A 21,676-nucleotide genomic window follows, 5' to 3' on the forward strand; every position below is an offset into this window, starting at 1 on the left:
ATTCTTTGCAAAAATCGATTCTGATTTTGCGATTATGCGCCGGTCGAATATCGGAGATAGTCCTGAAGCCCCTTGACCAATACTTCAAAGGTAGCGCGGCAGCGCGGCGAAGACTTCAGGCTCTCATGCATCGCCACCCACGTGCCGAGCGGTAGGCTGAAGGTATCAGGCAGGATGTGAACAAGGTCGGGATTTTCACGCGCGAGTCCTGTCTGGCAGATGCCGATGCCAACGCCGGCACGGATCGCCGAAAGCTGGGCGAGGTTGTTGTCGGAGCGGAAGGAGAATTCGATGCCAGGCACCGCATAGCGCTTCATCACCATACGGACATAGGCCGTCTGCCGGTCGAAGCCGATGAGCCGGTGGTTTGCGAGGTCAGCCAGGGTTTGCGGAATGCCGTATCGTTCGAGATAGCGGCGATGGGCATGAAAGCCGAGCGGGATATCGCCGATGCGACGCACGACGAGTGCAGCTTGCTGCGGCTCGGCCATGCGCACGGCGATATCGGCCTCGCGGTTCACCAGGTCCTCGATCGTATCGGATGCCGAGAGCTCGATCTGCAGTTCGGGATAGGTCTCCTGCAGCGGTCCGAGAATCCCGGGGAGCACTTCGACGGCGATGACCTCGCTGGCGCTGATCCTGACCGTTCCAGCCACGCGCTCGCGCTGCCCGGATGCGGTGCGTAAAAGGGCGGCCGTGGTTGCCGCCAGCGTCTCGGCGTAAGGCTTCAGCGCTAGTGCGGCGTCCGTTGGAAGCAGCCCATTCGGTGAGCGTGTGAAGAGCTCGGCGCCGATCGCCAGTTCCAGCGCGTCGACATGGCGGCCTATGGTCGGTTGGGTCAGCCCCAGTTCGCGGGCGGCGGCCGACAGCGACCCCTGTTGGAGCACGGTCAGGAAACTGCGGTAGAAATCCCAGCTCGGTTCAGAGTTCATATATTTTCGTATAGCAGATGCATTTCTTTCGTCAATTTCGTTTATATCCATCTGATGGCATGATCCTCTCCATTCCATCGAAGGAGATGATTGTCATGAACAGCGAAATGAAGACGACGGCCCTCGTTCTCGGCGCCACCGGCGGTATCGGCGGCGCGGTGGCCCGCAAGCTGCTTGCGCGCGGCTGGCGCATCCGGGCGCTCAATCGTGATGCCGCCAAGGTGTCGAGGAACGAGCCAGCCTTCGACTGGGTTCAGGGCGATGCGATGAATGCCGGCGACGTCCTGAAGGCGGCTGAAGGCGTCGGCCTCATCGTCCATGCCGTCAACCCACCCGGCTACCGCGACTGGGAAACGCTGGTGCTGCCGATGCTCGACAATACCATCGCCGCTGCTCGCGCCGTCGGCGCGCGAATCGTGCTGCCGGGCAATGTTTATAATTTTGGTCCCGATGCCCTGCCGACGCCGACGGAAGAAAGCCCGCAGCATCCGACGACGAAGAAAGGGGCGATCCGCGTCAAAATGGAGGAGCGGCTGAAGGCGGCCTCGCAGTCCGGTGCCGGCGCCATCATCGTCAGGGCAGGGGATTTCTTCGGTCCAGGCACCACGGCCAACAGCTGGTTTTCGTCCGGTCTCGTGACTCCAGGCAAGCCCGTCGGCACGATCAGGAACCCGGGTCGGCGCGGCATCGGTCATCAATGGGCCTACCTGCCAGACATGGCGGAAACCATCGCCCAGCTCATCGAGCGGGGCGACCGGCTGCCGCCTTTCTCCGTCTATCACATGGAGGGCTTCTGGGATGCGGACGGCATGCAGATGGCCGAAGCAATCAAGCGCGTCGCCGGCGGCAAAGCAAAGATCGGCGGCTTTCCCTGGTGGATCGTGCCGCTGGCGGTGCCCTTCGTTCCGGTGATGCGGGAGATCAAGGAGATGCGCTATCTCTGGAAGCTGCCGGTGCGGATGCGGAACACCAGGCTTGTGGCCGAACTCGGCAGCGAACCGCAGACGCCGATCGACGAAGCGGTCAGGACTTCGCTCGTGGCACTTGGCTGCCTGCCCGAATCGCACCGTCAAGCCGCGGCAGACCTTATCGGGCACTCGTCGCAGAACGCGGGTTAGCTCTCGAGTTCGGCCAGCGCGATCCGGGCGACCGTCAGGGCCGTTTCTGCCTGCTGAACATTCGGGTCACCGAGGAACCAGGCGGCGGAAAGGCCGGAATAGGCGGCGATCCATTGCAGCAGCCGCTTTGGCTCCAGCTTCGCCTCCGCTGAGACGATGGCGAGCTGGCGGCGGAAACGGGCAGGATCGGTGATGACAGGCAGTTCTTCGTTGGCGAAGATATTGGCGAAATCGAAGCCGCGCTCGCCATGGAGCCGCTTTGGGTCGATCGCCAGCCAGCCGCGCGCCTCGAAATCGAGAATGTTGCCGTGATGGATGTCGCCGTGGAGGATGGTGACATCACGCTGATCGGCAAGGAGGACGTTGGCGATCGCCGAGCAATCGGCAAGCGTGCCGCCATGCTTGCCTGCTGCCGGTTCCAGATCGCGAAACCAGCGGGTGAGGGGCACTGGATCGGGAAGCGGTTTTTCGCGCGGCGCATGCAGCCGTGCCGCTGTCCCGCAGAGGATGCGGCTTGCCTCATCATCCTCGCCGTTCATCGCCATGGCAAGCAGCGAGCGTTTTCCCGTCGCCCTCTCCAGCAGCACGGCGTCGCCCTCATGGGCGTAGACATAGGCTGCGCCGTCACCGTCCCACCACTGCATCAGAAGCGCGCCGTATCGTTCGTCGATATCGGCCGCGACTTTCAGCATGGCGGGCCTGTCCTGCCAGAGGACCGGCAGCAGGCGGCTTGAATGGGTGATGATGGGATCGCCGTCTGATATTAGCGACCAGCGATCAAGATAGGGAGCAAACATGGCGGCACCCTACAAAAACCCGTCGAAAATGGAAATCCCGCCTTTCGGCGGGACTCGCGTTCGCGTGTGAAAGGTCAGGCGACCTTTTCGAGGATGGGATAGTCAATATAGCCCTTGCCGGTGCCGCCGTAGAAGGTCGACTGGTCGGGCGCGTTGAGCGGCAGGTTGTGTTCCATGCGCTCGACCAGATCGGGATTGGCGATGAAAGGCTTGCCGAAGGCGACGAGATCGGCGCGGCCGCTTTCGACGGCGTCGATCGCCAGATCGCGATCGTAGCCGTTGTTGACCATCCAGTCGGCCTTGCCGCCGGCTTTTTCATAAGTCTGGCGCAGCGCTTTGTAATCGAAGGAGGGATTGTCGCCCTGCTTGTAGTCGCGGTCGCCGCCGGTCTGGCCTTCGATGACGTGGATATAGGCGAGGTCGTATTTGGCCAGTCCTTCGACGACATGGGTGAAGGTCGCCTGCGGATCGGAATCGTAGCTTTCGCCGGATGGCGTCACCGGCGAGATCCGGATCGCAGTGCGGCCGGCGCCGATTTCCTTGACCACGGCATCGACGACCTCGAAGGTCAGGCGGGTGCGGTTTTCGATCGAGCCGCCATATTGGTCGGTGCGGTCGTTGATACCGTCGCGGATGAACTGGTCGAGCAGGTAACCGTTGGCGCCGTGGATCTCGACACCGTCGAAGTCGGCGTCGATCGCCGCCCGGGCAGCCTTGCGGTAATCCTCGATGATGCCAAGGATTTCCGCGGTATCGAGCGCGCGCGGCTCGGATGTGTCGGCAAAGCTGCCGGTGCCGTCGGCATTGACCAGATAGGTCTTGGCCTTGGCGATGCGATTGGTCGAGGAAACCGGCTTGCCGTCGTTCGGCTGCAGCGTCGTATGCGAGATGCGGCCGACATGCCACATCTGGACGACGATCTTGCCGCCGGCGGCATGAACCGCCTCTGTTACGCGCTTCCAGCCGTCGAGAGCCTCTTTGCTGTAGAGACCCGGCACGTTGGCATAACCCTGGCCCTGATGGGTGATCGCGGTTGCTTCGGTGATGATCAGGCCTGCTGTGGCGCGCTGGCGGTAATATTCGACGTTGAGGTCGTTGGGGATCGCGCCCGGCGAACGGTTGCGGGTGAGCGGCGCCATGACGATGCGGTTCTTGACTGATATGTCGCCGAATTTCGTGGGTTCGAAAAGCTTGGCCATGATGGTCCTTTCTTTTGCGGGAGGATCACTCGGCAGGGGCGAGGGCGGAACGGCCCCTGGCGGAGAGATAGGTGAGCGCCGTCGCGCCGAGGCCGACCAGGGCCATCAAGGCTGCGGCGAGCGGAACGCGGGTGAGATCGAAGCCGGCGTCGATGACCAGTCCGCCCACCCAAGCGCCGAGTGCATTGCCGGTGTTGAAGGCGCCGATGTTGATCGTCGAGACCAGGTTCGGGGCGTTCTTGCCGAAGCCGACGACGCCGACCTGAAGCGCCGGCACGGCGGCAAAGCTTGCCATTGCCCAAAGGAAGAGGGTGATTTCAGCCGGGATGAAGAAGCGGCTCGTATAGCTGAAGGCAATGGACGTGATGGCGATCGCGGCGAAAACACCGGCAAGCGTTGCGGCGAGCCGCCAATCGGCAAGCTTTCCGCCGACGAGGTTGCCGATAGTCAGTCCGAGGCCGATCAGGAACAGCGTCCAGGTGACGCCTTCTGGCGACACGCCGGTGACGTCGCGCAGCAGCGGCGCAATATAGGTGAAGAGAGCGAACATCGAGGCGGCGAAGAAGACGGTGGTGGAGAGTGCCAGCCACAGGCCGCCATTCCTGAGGGCTGCGATCTCACGCAGGATGCTGCCGTTTTCTTGCTGCTTGTCCCTGGGCAGGATGGCAATCAGGCCTGATATGGTGACGATACCGATGACGGTGACCACGCCGAAGGTGGCGCGCCAGCCATAGGCCTGGCCGATAGCGGTGCCAAGCGGCACGCCGAGAACATTGGCGAGCGTCAGGCCGGTGAACATCAGCGCGACGGCGCGGGCCCTGCGGTCTTCGGCACCGAGGCCGGCGGCAACCACCGAGCCGATGCCGAAGAAGGCGCCGTGGCAGAGTGCTGTCACGACACGGGCGATCATCAGCACCCAGTAGTCGCTCGCCAGAGCGCAAAGCAAATTGCCGGCGATGAAGAAGGCCATCAGCGCAAGCAGGGCGGTGCGACGCTTCAGCTTCGCAGTTGAAACCGCCATCACGGGCGCGCCGATCGCGACCGCCAGGGCATAACCGGTCACCAGCCATCCGGCCTGCGGGATACTGACCGAAAGATCGGCGGCGACCTCCGGCAACAGACCCATGATAACGAATTCGGTGGTGCCTATCGCAAACGAGCTCGAGGCAAGAACGAGGAGAGCGAGGGGCATTCTAAAGGTCCTGCGTCAGTTGCTTGAGGAAGGCAGCAATGGTTTCTTCGTTGCGCTTGTAAAAGATCCACTGACCGACGCGTTTGGTGCTGACGAGGCCGGCACGATGCAGCGTGCCGAGGTGGGCCGAGACCGTCGACTGCGAGAGGCCGCAGCGCTCGAACTGGCTGGCGCAGACGCCCATTTCGAAAGGATGCTCCTGGGAAGGGAAATGCTCCTCGGGATTTTTCAGCCAGTTCAGAATGTCCATCCGGGTGGGATGGGCGAGCGCCTTGATAATTTCGTCTTTGTCCATCGTCTTTCGCCGAACTGTAAATCGTGTCTTGGCGATATATCGATCGTCAGACTTCGATATGCAAATCACGGAGGCGTGAGACGTTGGTTTTATTGAATGAGCAAATTTTGGGCAAAAAAAGAGGGCCACCGGAAAACCAGGGCCCTTATAATTGTGAAGGTCAAAAAACCTCCAGAGGGGAACAGCTAATGCGGTGGTACTGGGAGAGAAACCACAAGATGCATCAGCTGAATTGGATATGGTGCTTCCTTGAGCAGGTTTCAATGCTTTTTTGTGCATGTCTGCTATGCGCCGCACAATTTTTTTGCGATGCGGCATTTCGTTGAGGAGGAAAGGCAAAAAAAGAGGGCCACTGGAAAACCAGGGCCCTTATAAGTGTGAAGGTCAAAAACCTCCAGAGGGGAACAGCTAATGCGGTGGAACTGGGAGGAAAAGCCACCATGTGCATCAGCTATGAGCGATATGGTGGTTTATTGGGCAAACGGCAACCCTCATTTGTGCATGCCAGTTATGCACGTTCTGCATAGTCGGCAATTTACCAATAAAACCAGGCTTAAAAGTTCCAGTTTCTGGCCTTGCTGACGATAAAATCGCGGAAGGCCTTCAGCTTGGCGGCGTTCTTGATCTCGTCGGGATAGCAGAAATAGGTGTCGAAGGAGGGGACGTCGGCATTGATCGCCAGCTGAATCAGGCCGGGGTCGCGGCCGACGATGTAATCCGGCAGGCAGGCGACGCCGATGCCGAGCAGGGCGGCGCGCTTGATCGAGGTCTGGCTGTTGATCTGCAGATGCGGAATACGCTTGTTGTCGGAGGAGCGGCCGGCGACCTCAAGCCAGTTGACATCGAGCAGGTAACTCGGCGCCGGCTCGCCGAAGGTGATGATGCGGTGATTGTCGAGATCCTCGACCTTTTGCGGCTCGCCATGGCGATTGATGTAGGACGGGGCGGCATAGACGTGCATGTGCACGGTGAAGAGTTTGCGCTGGATGAGGTCGGATTGCTGCGGTTGGCGCAGGCGGATCGCGCAGTCGGCATGACGCATGTTCACATCCACTTCCTCGTTGTCGAGGATCAGTTGGATCTGCACATCGGGATAAAGCTGCAGGAATTCCTGGATCTTGTCGGTCAGCCAGCCCTGGCCGAGGCCGACCGTCGTCGTGACGCGCAGCTTGCCGGATGGAGTCTCGGTCGTCTCGGTGAGCTGCATCTTCACGGTTTCGAGCTTCAGCAGCACGTCATGGGCGGTGCGGTAAAGCAGCTCGCCCTGTTCCGTCAGAATCAGGCCACGCGCATGGCGGTGAAACAGCTTGGTGCCGACATCCTGCTCCAGCGCGCTGACCTGGCGGCTGATGGCGGATTGGGACAGATGCAGTTTATCCGCCGCATGCGTGAACGAACCCGCCTCGGCAGCTGCGTGAAAAATACGCAGCTTGTCCCAATCCAATGGCATTCCCCCACCCCTCATGCCGATCTTACTCCGCGGCCACGGCGACGGGCATGTGGCCCGTCAGATATCGCTCGGCTTCAAGTGCAGCCATGCACCCCAGGCCGGCGGCAGTGATCGCCTGGCGGAACGTATCATCCGTCACGTCGCCCGCGGCATAGACGCCGTCCAGGCTGGTCGCAGTCGAATCCGGCGCGGTCCAGAGATACCCATTGTCCTTCAGCTTCAATTTGTCCTTGAAGAGCTCGGTTGCCGGCGCATGGCCGATGGCGACGAAGACGCCATCGATCACCATCTCCGTGATCGTGCCGGTTCTGACGTCGCGCAGGCGCGCTCCGGATACGGATTGCGGCATCGGCGGCTTGGCCGGTGTGCCGGTAATCTCAGCCACTTCGGTATTCCACAGAACTTTGATATTGTCCTTGGAGAACAGGCGTTCCTGCAGGATTTTCTCGGCGCGGAAGAAGTCGCGGCGATGCACGACCGTGACCGACTTGGCGATGTTGGAGAGATAGAGCGCCTCCTCGACGGCGCTGTTGCCGCCGCCAACCACGATCACATCTTTGTTGCGATAGAAGAAACCGTCGCAAGTGGCGCATGCCGAAACGCCGAAGCCCTGGAAATGCTGCTCGCTCTCGATGCCGAGCCACTTGGCCTTGGCGCCGGTGGCAATGATCAGCGTATCGGCGGTCCAGACCTGGCCGCTGTCGGTGCGGGCGACGAAGGGGCGCTGGTTCATGTCGACTTCGGTGACGAGATCGTTGACGACCTCGGCGCCGACATGTTTTGCCTGCTGCAGCATTTGTTCCATCAACCAGGGACCCTGGATCGGATCGGCAAAGCCCGGATAGTTCTCGACATCGGTGGTGATCATCAACTGGCCGCCCTGTTCGAGACCGGCGATCAAAACCGGTTTCAGCATGGCGCGCGCGGCATAGACCGCGGCGGTATAGCCTGCGGGTCCGGAACCGATGATGAGCACCTTGGTATGGCGGGCGGGCATGTCATTTCCTTTCGACTGGCAGGAGGGCGGCGGCTAGATAGCGATTGCGGCCGTTTCGCGTCCCTGCGCCATTTATGAACGTCCAATGCTTTTATTCAAGGGCAGCCTTGCGTTACCAACAAGGCAAATCGCCCGGATGTGCAAGAATCCGTCATCGCCGTGAAACTTTCTTGCGTATTCCGCGGCTTTATATAGAAGCTCCCCGCGGAGAATTAAAGAAAGGCAATGATGTGGGTCGTGCGGAACTCGACGTCATCGATATAAAGATACTCCGGGAGCTGCAGGCCGACGGCCGCATGACCAATGTGGAGCTCGCCGATCGCGTCGGCATCTCGGCGCCGCCTTGCCTGCGCCGGGTGCGCAAGCTCGAGGAAGCCGGCATCATCGAGGGCTATCACGCGATGCTGAACAGCCCGAAGCTCGGATTTGACCTCGTTGCTTTCTGCATGGTCGGCCTCAAGCATCAGTCGGAAAGCAATCTCAAGGCCTTCGCCGCGGCCACCGCCGAATGGCCGCTGGTGCGCCAGGCCTGGATGGTCTCCGGCGACAGCGATTTCCTGCTGCATTGCGTGGCGGAGAATCTCACCCGCTTTCAGGATTTCGTCATCGAGGTGCTGACGGCGAACGAACATGTCGATACCGTGCGCACCATGCTGACGATCCGGCAGGTGAAGAAGCTGGGACTGGTGGAAGTCTAAAGCCACTCGGCAGATCAAACATCATCGACAACTACTTGCGCGAGATATAGCCGCCCCGGTTGATGCCGTGGCGCTGGAGTTTGTCGTAAAACGTCTTTCTCGGAATGCCGAGCGCCTCGATGGTGCGGCGGACGTCGCCGTCATTGGCCGACAGCGCGTCGCGAATGATCTCCGCCTCGTAGCGCTCCAGCCGTTCGGGAAGCGTCGCATCCGTCGGCTGCGGAGGGACCGCTGCCGTTCCCCCGCCTTCCACGCCAAGCACCACGCGTTCGGCATAATGTGAGAGTTCGCGGACATTGCCCGGCCATGTGTGCGAGGCGAGATACCGCCGCACATCCGGTGAAAGCGGCGGGACATCGCGACGGAAGCGCTCCCCGGCGCGAGCGGCGAAGTGGGAAAACAGCAGCGGAATATCGTCGCGGCGTTCTCTCAGCGGCGGAATGGAGATCGTCACCACATTCAGCCTGTAATAGAGATCCTCGCGAAAATCCCCGCGCACCGAGGGATCTCCGAGGTCGATCTTGGCCGCGGCGACGACGCGAAGATCGACCGGACGCACCTCGTTGGTGCCGAGCGGCGTGATCTCGCGCATCTCCAGCACTCTCAGCATCTTGACCTGCGTGGCGGCCGGCATGCTTTCGATCTCGTCGAGGAAAAGCGTGCCGCCGCTTGCATGTTCGATGCGGCCCGTGCGGCGTTTCTGGGCGCCGGTAAAGGCGCCGGCTTCGTGGCCGAACAGCTCGCTTTCGATGACGGTTTCGGGCAGGGCGCCACAGTTCAGCGCCACGAAATTGCCCTTCCGGCGGTGGCTCCACTGATGCAGGATCTGGGCAACCACTTCCTTGCCGCTGCCCGTTTCGCCGGCGACGAGCACGTCCACATCGGTATCGGCGATGTGGCGAAGAATGTTTCTGAGGTTTTCCATGACAGGCGTCTGGCCGATCAGCGGCAAATTCTCCTGCGCATCTTCGGCTGCCTTCCGCAGCATGCGGTTCTCCAGAACAAGCCGCCGCTTCTCGCTAGCGCGACGCACGCTCTGGACGAGCCGATCGGCTGCGAAGGGCTTGGCGATGAAATCATAGGCGCCATCCTGGATCGCCTGAACGGCCATGGGAATATCGCCGTGGCCGGTCATCAATATCACCGGCAGGTCGACGTCCATGCCCTGCAGCGTGGCGAAGAGCTGTAGTCCGTCGATCTCCGGCATGCGGATATCGGTGACGATGGGGCCGGCAAAGTCCGCCGGCAGTTCCGCCAGCGCGGCTTTCGCGCCGTCATAGGCGGAAACGCAAAATCCTGCGAGTTCGAGCGTCTGGGCGGTGGCGCGGCGCAGGTCCTTGTCGTCGTCGATCAGCGCAACAGGGGTCGGCGTTTCCATGATCTCAAGCCTTCCTAAGCTGAACGACGAACCGGGTTCCGCTGTTGTCGCTTAAAACCTCCATCCGGCCGCCATAGTCGCCGACGATATCCTTGGAGATCACCAGGCCGAGGCCGAGACCGCTTTCCTTCGAGGTATTGAACGGCGTGAACAAGCCCTTGCGAATGTCCGGCGGGATGCCGGGACCGTTGTCGACGACCGTCACCGTTACCATCCCTGCATCGGTGGATGTTCTGACCTCGACGCGACCCTCTCCGGCCTTCGGCGCCACCGCCTCCAGGGCATTTTGAAGCAGATTGATCAGCACCTGCTCGAGACGGATCCGGTTTCCCATCACCTGCAGTTCGGCGGGCGGCAGGTCGATGTCGAGCGTATCCATGCGGCCGGCAAACCGGCTACGCAACAGCATCACCGCGCCCTCAATGACGTCCTTCAATCCGGTCGGTTCGGCGCTGCCGCGGCCCTTGCGGGCAAAGGTCTTCAGTTCGTCGGTGATCGAACCTATGCGTTCCGTCAGCGCCGCGATGCTTTCGAGATTTTCGCCGGCAGGCGCCGTCTGGCCGCGATCGAGGAAGGTGCGGGCGTTATCGGCATAGGCACGAATGGTCGCGACCGGCTGGTTGATTTCATGGGCGACGCCGGCGGCCACCTGACCCAGAATGGCCAGCCGGTTGGCCTGCACCAGATCCTGTTGCACCGCCTGCAGCTTCTGCTCCGTGCTCTTGTGGCCGATGATTTCAGCCTGCAGCCGGTCCCGCGCCTGGCTGAGATCCAGCGTCCGCTCGACCACCCGCCGTTCCAGTTCCTCCCGCGCCTGTTGTTCGGTGGAGATTCGCAGGGCGATCGTATGGCGACGGCGCAACAGGAAGGCTGCTCCGGCCAGCAGCGGCAGGAGTATCAGCAATGCCAGCATGCGGGCTTCGCGAATCCCCGCATCGACAGACGGTCCGAGTGCTACCAGATGCTGCAAATGCCATCCGGATGCCGGCACCGACGTTGCGACATCGAGAAACCTGGTTTTCCCGGCATCGCCCGGCATGACGATCTCGACGACGTCGAGCCCGTCGCCGAGATTTCGGACCATGTCGAGCGGCAGGGGTTGAAGCGGCGCATCGCCGAATTGAAGGCTTTCGCGGATCGCCGTCAGCCGGACTTCGGCGATCCGGCCGATCGTCATGAACCGCCATGACGGGATGCTGGTGATGAGGACAATGCCGCGCTCATCAACGACGTAGGACGGGGTGCCCGAGGCGTTCCAATCCGCCTCGACGTCGTCGAATTCGACCTTGACCACGACGACGCCTAGCACGCCATTGCTGCCCGAAATCCGCTGGGAGATATAGAGACCCGGTTTCTTGCTGACCGTGCCGAGCGCGAAGTGCTCGGCCTGTCCTCGTTCGGCCGCCCCCTGAAAATACTCGCGGAAACGATAGTCATTGCCGACGAAGCTCGTCGGTTCGCGCCAGTTGCTGGCCGAAACCGCCATGCCGTTCTTGTCGATGACATAGATGACGGCAGCCTTCGTGCCCGCCGTCAGCATTTCCAGCTTCTGACTGAGCCGCTCGAATGTGCCGGCATCGTTTCCTGCCAGCGCCGCGGCGAGTGCCGCGTCCTGCGACAGCACGAAGGGAAGCGCCCGGTATTTTTCGAGAACTGTGCGCAGCAAAGCCGCATTCAGCCTCGCATCCATGCGGGCCTGTTCCTCGAGGGCAGCCTCCGCCCGATGCCGGCCGATCTCGCCACTTACCCACAGGCTTGCGACGACAGCGACGAGGGCGAGCACGGCATAGGCCCGCCACATCCGGCGGATGCGGTGCTGCAAGGGTAGGGAAGGCCACAATTTCTGCGACACGGACATGGCGGATTTGTGCATTTTTCTGCACGAAACGCAAATGGATTTGTGCGGATTTCCGCATTGCTTAATTAGCCATCAGCAGTCCAATAAATTTTTCATTAATAACTTCAATATGTTGTCTGATGGCGTAAAACTGGCACGCCGATTGCGAAGGAGGTGGCAACAACGGCTGAGCTGTTGGACTTGAAGCGAACGGCTCGGGAGGCCGGAGTTCGTTCCGGACGAGCCATTAGGAGGATATCATGATCGCAGCACCACTCGATGCAATTGCAGGCAGCAAGGGCAAAAAGCCCTTTTATACCCATCTTTACGTCCAGGTTCTCGCGGCTATCGCTGCGGGTATCCTGCTCGGCCATTTCTATCCCGAATTCGGCACCCAGTTGAAGCCGCTGGGCGATGCCTTCATCAAGCTTGTCAAAATGATCATCGCCCCGGTCATCTTCCTGACGGTCGCGACCGGCATTGCCGGCATGAGCGACCTGCAGAAGGTCGGCCGCGTCGCCGGCAAGGCGATGCTCTACTTCCTGACCTTCTCGACGGCGGCACTTATCATCGGCATGATCGTCGCCAATGTCGTCCAGCCCGGCGCCGGCATGAACATCGATCCGGCCTCGCTGGACCCGGCCGCGGTCGCCAGCTACGCCGCAAAGGCGCATGAGCAGAGCATCGTCGGTTTCCTTACCAACATCATCCCGACGACGATCGTTGGTGCCTTTGCCGAAGGCGACATTCTGCAGGTGCTGTTCTTCTCGGTGCTCTTCGGCATCGCACTCGCCATGGTCGGCGAAAAGAGCGAACCGGTCGTCAATTTCCTCAATGCCCTGACGGCGCCCGTGTTCAAGCTCGTCGCCATCCTGATGAAGGCTGCCCCGATCGGTGCGTTCGGCGCCATGGCATTCACCATCGGCAAGTACGGCGTCGGGTCGATCGCCAACCTCGCGATGCTGATCGGGACTTTCTACGCCACATCTCTGCTCTTCGTCCTCGTCGTTCTCGGCGCTGTTGCCCGCTACAACGGCTTCTCGATCGTGGCGCTGCTGCGCTACATCAAGGAAGAACTGCTGCTGGTCCTCGGCACTTCGTCTTCAGAGGCCGCACTTCCGGGACTGATGAACAAGATGGAAAAGGCCGGCTGCAAGCGCTCGGTCGTCGGTCTCGTCATCCCCACAGGCTATTCCTTCAATCTCGACGGCACCAACATCTACATGACGCTGGCGGCCCTGTTCATTGCCCAGGCAACCGGCATTCAGCTATCCTGGGGTGACCAGATCCTGCTGCTCTTGGTGGCGATGCTGAGCTCCAAGGGTGCCGCTGGTATCACCGGCGCCGGCTTCATCACGCTTGCCGCGACGCTCTCCGTCGTTCCCTCGGTGCCGGTCGCCGGCATGGCGCTCATCCTCGGCATCGACCGCTTCATGTCGGAATGCCGGGCGCTGACCAACCTCGTCGGCAATGCGGTTGCGACGATCGTTGTCGCACGTTGGGAAAACGAGCTGGATACGGCGCAGCTTGCCGCGGCACTGGGCGGCCAGACCGGAGAGGATAGTTCGGCTGCGGAGCTGCAGCCGGCTGAATAGCTAACCGGACTGTTCGCAGTCCTAAAATTCTTGCAACGGCCCGTCATCCAACGGGCCGTTCCTCTTTTCTGCCTCAGCTGCGATTGTCGCCGAGAAGGCTGTTGTAAACGGCGCCGATCGCGCCCGCTTCCTTCTCCAGAGCGAAATTCGCCCTGACATGCCGCAGCGCATTCTCGCCATGCGCGATCGCCAGAGCGGGATCTGCGATATAGGGCGCGATTGCCCGCGTCAGCGCTTCGCCATCGCCGGCGGCGACCACTGAGCCTGTCTCGCCCGTGACGATGAGTTCGGCATAGGCGCCGGCGTCCGATGCCACCACCGCAGTGCGCGAAGCCATGGCTTCGAGCGGCGTCAGGCCGAAACCTTCGTTGCGGGAAGGGGCGACGTAAAGCGTCAGGCGGCGATACCAGACCTTGATGTCAGGCACTTCGCCGAGGAAGAGGATACGGTCGCTGAGCCCGGCGGCCGCGACATCCGCCTTGAGTTCGTCGCCAAATGCCGTGTGCTCGGCCGTCACCCGGCCGGAGACGACCGCCGTCCACTCGGGGTGCTGCGGCAGCAGTTCGATCATCGCCTGGATGAAAAGATCAGTGCCCTTCTGATGGCGCACGCGGCCGAAGCAGCCGATGAGATGGCGGCCCGGCAGGCCGGTGGCGGCGATGCCGTCCTCCGCAGTTTCCGGCGGATGGAACAAGGCAAGATCGACGCCGTGCTGGATCACCGTGTGCGGCACGTCGAGGAACGAGCCGGATCGATCGCTGGTCGCGATGACGGCGTCCATGCGGCGGATCAGCCATTTCGTATAGGCGGTGTGGCGGCGTTGCGCGGCCGAGGTGAAGAGAAGCTTCAGCGGCATGCGCATGAGATGGCGCAGCAGGATGCCGACGGCCATCTCGTTGTTGCGGCGAGCGTGCCAGACACGCTGGCGCCGGCGCGCCGGCGGGCGCCAGAGGCCGAGGAGCTGCCGTCCCTTAAGTTTCGGCAGGTCCTCCGGCAGGCCGGGGCCGAGTGTCGCGATCTTGATGCCGAGCCGGATCTGGCACGGGATGAGCTGGACGATGGTCGACGTGACGCCGGAGAGCCGGCGCTTGAAATTGGGCGCGATAATCTCGACGTCACGAATATCCGGCAAGGGAGGGGTCTCGCGGCTGGCGGGCGATCAGCCCCAGGAAACCTGAAGGATTTCGTAGGCCTTGGAGCCGCCTGGCGCGTTCACTTCGATGGAATCGCCGACTTCCTTGCCGATCAGCGCGCGGGCGATCGGCGAAGAGATGGAGATGCGGCCGGCCTTGACGTCGGCTTCCTGGTCGCCGACGATCTGGTAGGTCTTTTCTTCCTCGGTGTCCTCGTCGACGAGCTTCACCTTGGCGCCGAACTTGATCTTGTCGCCCGACATCTTGGTGAGGTCGATGACCTCGGCGCGCGCCGTCAGATCTTCCAGCTCGCTGATGCGGCCTTCATTATGGCTCTGGGCTTCCTTGGCGGCGTGGTATTCGGCGTTTTCGGAAAGGTCGCCATGGGCACGGGCTTCGGCGATCGCCTCGATGATTCGGGGGCGCTCCTCCTGCTGGCGCCAGCGCAGCTCTTCCTGCAGCTTGACGAAACCGCCCGGTGTCATCGGTACCTTTTCAACCATTTTTCTGTCCTTCAATCCTCGTATCCGCACAATCAGCGGCGGACACAAAAGAAAACAGGTCCCGAAGGGGAGCTTCGGAACCGTGCCACAATCTTAGTCGGACGCTTATAGCAGATCGCCAAGGCCGATTTCCAGAAAATTCGCATAAAAGAAACGCGGCTCGCCGCGATATCAGGTGATGCGACTTGAAAATGGGCAGAAATCGCATCGTCCTGATTGACTCTCTGTATGGGAACATATAGTGAACATACTAATGAAGAAGTCGCTTACAGAACGCTTGGCTATCCTTTCCGATGCTGCGAAATATGACGCTTCCTGCGCTTCCAGCGGCACGGTGAAACGTGATTCCCGGGCAAGTGGCGGGCTCGGTTCGACCGAGGGATCCGGCATCTGTCATGCCTATGCCCCGGATGGGCGGTGCATTTCGCTTTTGAAAATACTGCTGACCAATTTCTGCATCTACGACTGCGCCTACTGCGTCAATCGCTCGTCGAGCAATGTCGAACGGGCGCGCTTTACGCCCGAGGAGGTCATCTGGCTGACGCTGGAATTTTACCGCCGCAACTATATCGAAGGGCTGTTCCTTTCCTCCGGCATCATTCGTTCGTCCGATTACACGATGGAAGAGATGGTCCGCATCGTCCGCGAACTGCGTGTGACCCATAATTTCCGCGGCTATATACACCTGAAGTCGATCCCTGAGGCGTCGCCGCGTCTGATCGAGGAGGCGGGGCTTCATGCCGACAGGCTGTCGCTGAATATCGAATTGCCGACGGATAACGGCATCACCCGCTTTGCGCCGGAAAAGAAGCCTGCCAATATTCGGCGATCGATGGGGGATTTGAGGCTGAAGATTGAGGCCGCCGGTGAACCGACGCTCAGGACAAAGAAGCGTCAGCGTTTCGTGCCGGCCGGCCAGAGCACGCAGATGATCGTCGGCGCCGACGGCGCGAACGATGCGACGATCCTTGCGACCAGCAGCCGGCTTTACAGCAGCTATGGGCTGAGGCGCGTCTATTATTCCGCCTTCAGCCCGATCCCGGACTCGTCGAAAAACCTGCCGCTGATCAAGCCGCCATTGATGCGCGAGCATCGGCTCTATCAGGCCGACTGGCTCTATCGATTCTACGGTTTCGGCATCGACGAGATCACCGCGAACCAGGCGGGCGGCATGCTCGATCTCACCCTCGACCCCAAGCTTGCCTGGGCGCTCGCCAACCGGGCCGAATTTCCCGTCGATATCAACAGGGCCGAGCGCGAGCGGTTGCTGCGTGTGCCCGGTCTCGGCACCAAGACAGTCAAAGCGATCGTTTCGGCCCGCCGTTTTCGCCGGTTGCGGCTCGATGATCTCCAGCGGCTCGGCATTTCGATCAAGAAGGTCCAGTCCTTCATCTCGGCGGAAGGCTGGTCGCCGCGCCGATTGATCGAGCGCCCCGACCTTCGCGCCATGTTCGAACCGCAATCCGAACAATTGTCGTTGCTGTGATGCGTCGGGTTGTGCTTTCAGGACGCGGGGAGCTTGCCGAATGGCGTGACGCCGCGCGCGCTTTCGCGGCTGCCGGCATCCTGCCGGAAGAGATCGAGTGGCGCGAAAAACGCGCTGAGCCGGGTTTTGCGTTTCAACACGACGCCATGCCGCCTCCGTCTGCCGCAGCACGCAAGCCGATGACGGTGCCGCCCGCCTTCATCGAGCTGGCGGAGACAGTTCTCTGCCATTCCGACCCGGCGCGCTTTACCCTGCTTTACCGGCTGCTCTGGCGGCTGCAGCTGGACCGGCAACTGCTTGAAGTGGCCTCCGACGAGGATGTCGCCCGTGCCAGGCTGATGGCGAAAAACGTTCGGCGCGACGCGCACAAGATGACGGCCTTCGTCCGCTTCAAGGAGGTTGGTGCGGTGTCGGCGGACCGTCGAAAATTCCTCGCCTGGTTCGAGCCGGATCACCATATCGTCAGGCGCACAGCGCCTTTCTTCCAACGGCGCTTCACCGACATGGACTGGCTGATCGCCACACCCAAGGGATCGGCCGCCTGGGACGGAGAGCGGCTGACGATGAGCGACGAACCGTGCGAAAAACCCAATCTCACCGATGCTACCGATGACCTTTGGCGCACCTACTACGCCAGCATTTTCAATCCTGCGCGGTTGAAGCTGAAGGCGATGCAGGCGGAGATGCCGAAAAAATACTGGAAGAACCTACCGGAAGCCGATCTCATCCCTGGGCTGATCGCATCGGCGGAGAGCAAGGTGCGGGCCATGGCCGCACGGGAGGCGACCCAGTCGTTGCCCTTTCACGATCGCCTGCAGGAAGCCGCGCGCAGCATTCCTGCTGAACCCGAAGCGCCGGCGGGCACGCTGGAAGCACTGCGCGCGGAAGCTGCCGCCTGCACCCGCTGTCCGCTTCATGCGAAGGCGACGCAAACCGTATTCGGGGAGGGACCGCGCGATGCCGAGGTGATGTTCGTCGGCGAGCAGCCGGGCGACCAGGAGGATATATCAGGACGCCCATTCGTCGGTCCCACCGGCAGGCTCCTCGACCAGGTGATCACTGAAGCGGGCATCGACCGCTCAACGCTTTACGTCACCAATGCCGTCAAGCATTTCAAATATGAGCCGCGCGGCAAGCGTCGCATCCATCAGAAGCCCAATATGGGGGAGGTGAAGCATTGCCGCTGGTGGCTCAATCTGGAGATGGCGCTGATCAAGCCGAAGCTGGTCGTTGCCATGGGGGCGACAGCACTTGCGGCGCTGACCGATGCAAAACAGCGGCTTCAGGATGTCAGGGGGAAAGCGATCGCGATCGACGAGAGGCGAACTCTTTTCGTGACGGTGCATCCGTCCTATCTGCTGCGTATTCCAGACGAGCGGCTGAAGGCGGAAGAACTGGCGCGATTTCGCGAAGATATTCTGAATATCCAGCGGCTTATGACGGCGACTAGATAAATTGATTCCGAGCTTCCAAGCAGGCGATGATTGAACGGCGGGCAGCGTTACCGCTCATCGAGCGGTAACGCTGCATTATTTCAGGCGAAGTAGCTCTGTAGCGGGCGCACTTCCAGATTACCGGCCTTTAGCGCCTTGATTGCCTGGGCGGCGGCCTCGGCGCCTGCCATCGTCGTGTAGTAGGGCACCTTCTGCATCAGCGTCGCACGGCGTAGCGACTTGGAGTCCGAGATCGCCTTGTTGCCATCGGTTGTGTTGATGACGAGCTGGACCTGGCGATTGCGGATCGCGTCCTCGATGTGCGGACGGCCTTCCAGCACCTTGTTGATCTTGGTGGCGGTGATGCCGTTTTCGGCGAGGAAGCGGGCGGTACCGCCGGTCGCCAGCACTTTGAAGCCCTGTTCGACGAGGATGCGGATCGCCGGCAGCACGCGCGGCTTATCCGCGTCGCGGACGGAGACGAAGACCGTCCCATCCCGCGGCAGCTCGACGCCGGCGCCGAGCTGCGACTTGGCGAAGGCCAGTGCAAAATCGGTGTCGAGGCCGATGACCTCACCGGTCGACCGCATTTCCGGGCCGAGCAGCGTGTCGACGCCGGGGAAACGGGCGAAGGGGAAGACGGCTTCCTTGACGGCGATGTGCTTCAGCTTGCGCGGATCGGGCTTTTGCCCATAGGCGGCGAAGGTCGCGTCGAGCTTCTCGCCGGCCATGACGCGGGCGGCGATCTTGGCGATCGGCGCGCCGATGGTCTTGGCGACGAAGGGCACGGTGCGCGAGGCGCGCGGATTGACTTCGAGAACGTAGACGGTGCCGTCCTTGATGGCGAACTGGACGTTCATTAGGCCGCCGACATTGAGTGCCTTGGCCATGGCTTTCGCCTGGCGTTCCAGCTCGTCGAGCATCTCGTTGGAGAGCGTGCGCGGCGGCAGCGAGCAGGCGCTATCGCCGGAATGGATGCCGGCTTCCTCGATATGCTCCATGATGCCGGCGACATAGACGTCGGTGCCGTCTGAGAGGCAGTCGACGTCGACTTCGATGGCGTGGCTGAGATAGCTGTCGAAGAGCAGCGGGTTCTTGCCGAGCAGGGTGTTGATCTGGCCGGTCTTGTCGTTGGGATAGCGCTGCTTGATATCCTCGGGCACAAGTTCCGGCACGGTATCGAGCAGGTAGCTCTGCAATTGTCCTTCCGAATGCAGGATCTGCATAGCGCGGCCGCCGAGCACATAGGAGGGGCGCACGACCAGCGGGAAGCCGATTTCGGTGGCGACCATGCGGGCCTGCTCGACCGAATAGGCAATGCCGTTATTCGGCTGGTTGAGGTCGAGCTTCATCAGCAGCTTCTGGAAGCGGTCGCGGTCTTCGGCAAGGTCGATCATATCAGGCGCGGTGCCGAGGATCGGGATACCGTTCTTTTCCAGCGCCTCGGCAAGCTTCAGCGGCGTCTGGCCGCCGAACTGGACGATGACGCCGACGACTTCGCCTTTTTCCTGCTCGGCGCGCAGGATCTCGATCACGTCCTCGGCCGTCAGCGGCTCGAAATAGAGGCGGTCCGACGTATCGTAGTCGGTCGAGACGGTTTCCGGGTTGCAGTTGATCATAATCGCCTCATAACCCGCATCCTTCAGCGCGAAGGCGGCGTGGCAGCAGCAATAGTCGAACTCGATGCCCTGGCCGATGCGGTTCGGGCCGCCGCCGAGGATGACGACTTTCTTGCGGTCGGAAACCTCGGCTTCCGAGCGGGCGGCGCCGACGAAGGGCGTCTCATAGGTCGAATACATATAGGCGGTCGGCGAAGCGAATTCGGCGGCGCAGGTGTCGATGCGCTTGAAGACGGGACGGACGTTCAGGCTGTTGCGGAATTCGGCGACTTCCTTCGGGCGCTTGCCGGTCAGCGTCGCCAGACGCGCGTCGGAAAAGCCCATGGCCTTCAGCATTCGCAGGTTGGCGGCATCTTGCGGCAGGCCCTGCTCGCGGATACGGGCCTCCATCTCGACGATCGCTTTCAGCTCGGCGATGAACCAGGGGTCGATCTTGCAGCCTTCGTGGACTTCGGCTTCGCTCATGCCCTGGCGCAGCGCCTGGGCGACCATGCGCAGGCGATCGGGCGTCGGTGTGCCAATCGCGGCGCGGATGGCGTTCTGGCTGGATTCGCCCTCTTCAAAGCCGGGGATCTCGATTTCGTCGAGGCCGGTCAGGCCGGTTTCCAGTCCACGCAGCGCCTTCTGCAGCGATTCGGCAAAGGTGCGGCCGATCGCCATGACTTCACCGACCGACTTCATCGCGGTCGTCAGCACCGGCGAGGCGCCGGGGAATTTCTCGAAGGCGAAACGCGGGATCTTGGTGACGACGTAATCGATCGACGGTTCGAAGGAGGCAGGCGTTGCGCCGCCGGTGATGTCGTTATCCAGTTCGTCGAGCGTATATCCGATCGCGAGCTTGGCGGCGATCTTGGCGATCGGGAAACCGGTGGCCTTGGAGGCGAGCGCCGACGAGCGCGAGACGCGCGGGTTCATTTCGATGACGACGAGACGGCCGTCTTTCGGATTGACGGCGAACTGGACGTTCGAGCCGCCGGTCTCGACCCCGATCTCGCGCAGCACCGCGATCGAGGCGTTGCGCATGATCTGGTATTCCTTGTCGGTCAGCGTCAGCGCCGGGGCGACGGTGATCGAATCGCCGGTGTGGACGCCCATCGGGTCGATGTTTTCGATCGAGCAGATGATGATGCAGTTGTCCGCCTTGTCGCGGACGACCTCCATCTCATATTCCTTCCAGCCGAGCACCGATTCTTCGACCAGTACTTCGGTGGTCGGCGAGGCATCGAGGCCGCCGCCGACGATCTCAAAAAATTCCGAGCGATTGTAGGCGATGCCGCCGCCAGTGCCGCCGAGCGTGAAGGAAGGACGGATGATGGCGGGCAGGCCGACATGATCGATCGCCTGGGCGGCAATTGCCATGGCGTGGCTCATGTAACGCTGCTTGCGGTCGCTCTCGCCGAGGTTCCACTGGTTTTCCAGCTCGTCCAGCGCCTTGTCGAGGTCGGATCCCGAGAGGCTTTCACGCAGCTTGACGCGCTCGGCCTCGTGCGTCTTGCGGTCGAGGTCCTTGATATCGGTGGCGTTCGCCAGCATCGAACGCGGAGTTTCCAGCCCGATACGGGCCATTGCTTCGCGGAACAGCGCGCGGTCCTCGGCCATGTCGATGGCGGCGGGCTTGGCGCCGATCATCTCGACATTGTAGCGGTCGAGCACGCCCATGCGCTTCAGCGAAAGCGCGGTGTTCAGCGCCGTCTGACCACCCATGGTCGGCAGCAGCGCATCCGGACGCTCCTTGGCGATGATCTTGGCAACGACTTCGGGGGTAATCGGCTCGACATAGGTGGCGTCGGCAAGGCCGGGATCGGTCATGATCGTCGCCGGGTTGGAGTTGACGAGGATGACGCGATAGCCTTCCTCCTTCAGCGCCTTGCAGGCCTGGGTGCCGGAATAATCGAACTCGCAAGCCTGGCCGATGACGATCGGTCCCGCGCCGATGATGAGGATCGATTTGATGTCTTGGCGCTTCGGCATGAGTGCTTCCGTTTTCTGGCTGCGCAGAAAGCCGGCCAGGGTG

Annotated in this window: 17 protein-coding genes; 5 read left to right on the forward strand and 12 right to left on the reverse strand. The window is 61.7% G+C overall.

Annotation, left to right across the window (positions count from 1 at the left end):
* Window positions 1-32: 32 nt before the first annotated feature.
* Window positions 33-932, reverse strand: coding sequence for a LysR family transcriptional regulator (locus HFO99_RS26640; protein ID WP_222331429.1), 900 nt, complete (start codon window positions 930-932; stop codon window positions 33-35).
* A 95-nt stretch (window positions 933-1,027) separates the two neighbouring features.
* Between HFO99_RS26640 and HFO99_RS26645 the strand changes: the two genes are divergently transcribed.
* The gene (locus HFO99_RS26645; protein ID WP_222364621.1) at window positions 1,028-2,050 is read left to right on the forward strand and encodes an NAD(P)H-binding protein; all 1,023 of its coding nucleotides are present in this window, start codon (window positions 1,028-1,030) and stop codon (window positions 2,048-2,050) included.
* Here the strand turns inward: HFO99_RS26645 and HFO99_RS26650 are convergent.
* From HFO99_RS26650 to trxB, 6 genes are all read right to left on the reverse strand, one after another.
* Window positions 2,047-2,847, reverse strand: a complete 801-nt coding sequence (locus HFO99_RS26650; protein WP_222364623.1) for an aminoglycoside phosphotransferase family protein — start codon at window positions 2,845-2,847, stop codon at window positions 2,047-2,049. The genes HFO99_RS26645 and HFO99_RS26650 overlap by 4 nt on opposite strands.
* Window positions 2,848-2,921: 74 nt before the next feature.
* Entirely contained in the window at window positions 2,922-4,046 is a 1,125-nt protein-coding gene (locus tag HFO99_RS26655) for an alkene reductase (protein ID WP_222364625.1), read from the reverse strand.
* A gap of 25 nt (window positions 4,047-4,071) precedes the next feature.
* Complete coding sequence (locus HFO99_RS26660) at window positions 4,072-5,238, reverse strand: MFS transporter (protein WP_222364628.1); 1,167 nt, start codon at window positions 5,236-5,238, stop codon at window positions 4,072-4,074.
* A 1-nt stretch (window position 5,239) separates the two neighbouring features.
* Complete coding sequence (locus HFO99_RS26665) at window positions 5,240-5,533, reverse strand: ArsR/SmtB family transcription factor (protein ID WP_222364630.1); 294 nt, start codon at window positions 5,531-5,533, stop codon at window positions 5,240-5,242.
* A 553-nt stretch (window positions 5,534-6,086) separates the two neighbouring features.
* Window positions 6,087-6,983: a LysR family transcriptional regulator VtlR gene (locus tag HFO99_RS26670; RefSeq protein WP_018446649.1), complete on the reverse strand. Its 897-nt coding sequence runs from the start codon at window positions 6,981-6,983 to the stop codon at window positions 6,087-6,089.
* Window positions 6,984-7,005: 22 nt separating this feature from the next.
* Complete coding sequence (trxB, locus tag HFO99_RS26675; RefSeq protein ID WP_222364632.1) at window positions 7,006-7,980, reverse strand: thioredoxin-disulfide reductase; 975 nt, start codon at window positions 7,978-7,980, stop codon at window positions 7,006-7,008.
* Window positions 7,981-8,210: 230 nt separating this feature from the next.
* On the opposite strand from trxB, the gene HFO99_RS26680 reads away from it, so the two are divergent.
* The gene (locus HFO99_RS26680; protein WP_222364634.1) at window positions 8,211-8,678 is read left to right on the forward strand and encodes an Lrp/AsnC family transcriptional regulator; all 468 of its coding nucleotides are present in this window, start codon (window positions 8,211-8,213) and stop codon (window positions 8,676-8,678) included.
* 31 nt (window positions 8,679-8,709) lie between these two features.
* Here HFO99_RS26680 and HFO99_RS26685 read toward each other — a convergent pair whose 3' ends face one another.
* Together HFO99_RS26685 and HFO99_RS26690 are read right to left on the reverse strand one after the other, a co-directional pair.
* Window positions 8,710-10,056, reverse strand: coding sequence for a sigma-54-dependent transcriptional regulator (locus tag HFO99_RS26685; protein ID WP_222364636.1), 1,347 nt, complete (start codon window positions 10,054-10,056; stop codon window positions 8,710-8,712).
* Window positions 10,057-10,060: 4 nt separating this feature from the next.
* Entirely contained in the window at window positions 10,061-11,929 is a 1,869-nt protein-coding gene (locus HFO99_RS26690) for an ATP-binding protein (protein ID WP_222364639.1), read from the reverse strand.
* A gap of 224 nt (window positions 11,930-12,153) precedes the next feature.
* On the opposite strand from HFO99_RS26690, the gene HFO99_RS26695 reads away from it, so the two are divergent.
* Window positions 12,154-13,488, forward strand: a complete 1,335-nt coding sequence (locus HFO99_RS26695) for a dicarboxylate/amino acid:cation symporter (protein ID WP_222364641.1) — start codon at window positions 12,154-12,156, stop codon at window positions 13,486-13,488.
* A 73-nt stretch (window positions 13,489-13,561) separates the two neighbouring features.
* Here the strand turns inward: HFO99_RS26695 and HFO99_RS26700 are convergent, their stop codons facing one another.
* Both HFO99_RS26700 and greA read right to left on the reverse strand, forming a co-directional pair.
* A complete protein-coding gene (locus HFO99_RS26700) occupies window positions 13,562-14,620 on the reverse strand; it encodes a glycosyltransferase family 4 protein (protein ID WP_222364643.1) in 1,059 nt (352 codons plus the stop codon).
* Window positions 14,621-14,647: 27 nt separating this feature from the next.
* Window positions 14,648-15,124: a transcription elongation factor GreA gene (gene greA / locus HFO99_RS26705; protein WP_003565408.1), complete on the reverse strand. Its 477-nt coding sequence runs from the start codon at window positions 15,122-15,124 to the stop codon at window positions 14,648-14,650.
* Between the two features lie 253 nt (window positions 15,125-15,377).
* Here greA and HFO99_RS26710 point away from each other — a divergent pair, with 253 nt between their 5' ends.
* A complete protein-coding gene (locus tag HFO99_RS26710) occupies window positions 15,378-16,610 on the forward strand; it encodes a putative DNA modification/repair radical SAM protein (protein ID WP_222364668.1) in 1,233 nt (410 codons plus the stop codon).
* Window positions 16,610-18,064, forward strand: a complete 1,455-nt coding sequence (locus tag HFO99_RS26715; protein ID WP_222364645.1) for a UdgX family uracil-DNA binding protein — start codon at window positions 16,610-16,612, stop codon at window positions 18,062-18,064. Before HFO99_RS26710 ends, HFO99_RS26715 begins: the two co-directional genes overlap by 1 nt.
* A gap of 80 nt (window positions 18,065-18,144) precedes the next feature.
* Here the strand turns inward: HFO99_RS26715 and carB are convergent, their stop codons facing one another.
* Window positions 18,145-21,633 (reverse strand): carbamoyl-phosphate synthase large subunit, encoded by a 3,489-nt coding sequence (gene carB, locus HFO99_RS26720; protein ID WP_222364649.1) that lies wholly within the window; start codon window positions 21,631-21,633, stop codon window positions 18,145-18,147.
* Between the last annotated feature and the right edge of the window lie 43 nt (window positions 21,634-21,676).

The organism is Rhizobium leguminosarum (assembly GCF_019798305.1).
In the GTDB taxonomy this organism is placed as follows: Bacteria; Pseudomonadota; Alphaproteobacteria; order Rhizobiales; family Rhizobiaceae; genus Rhizobium; species Rhizobium leguminosarum_U.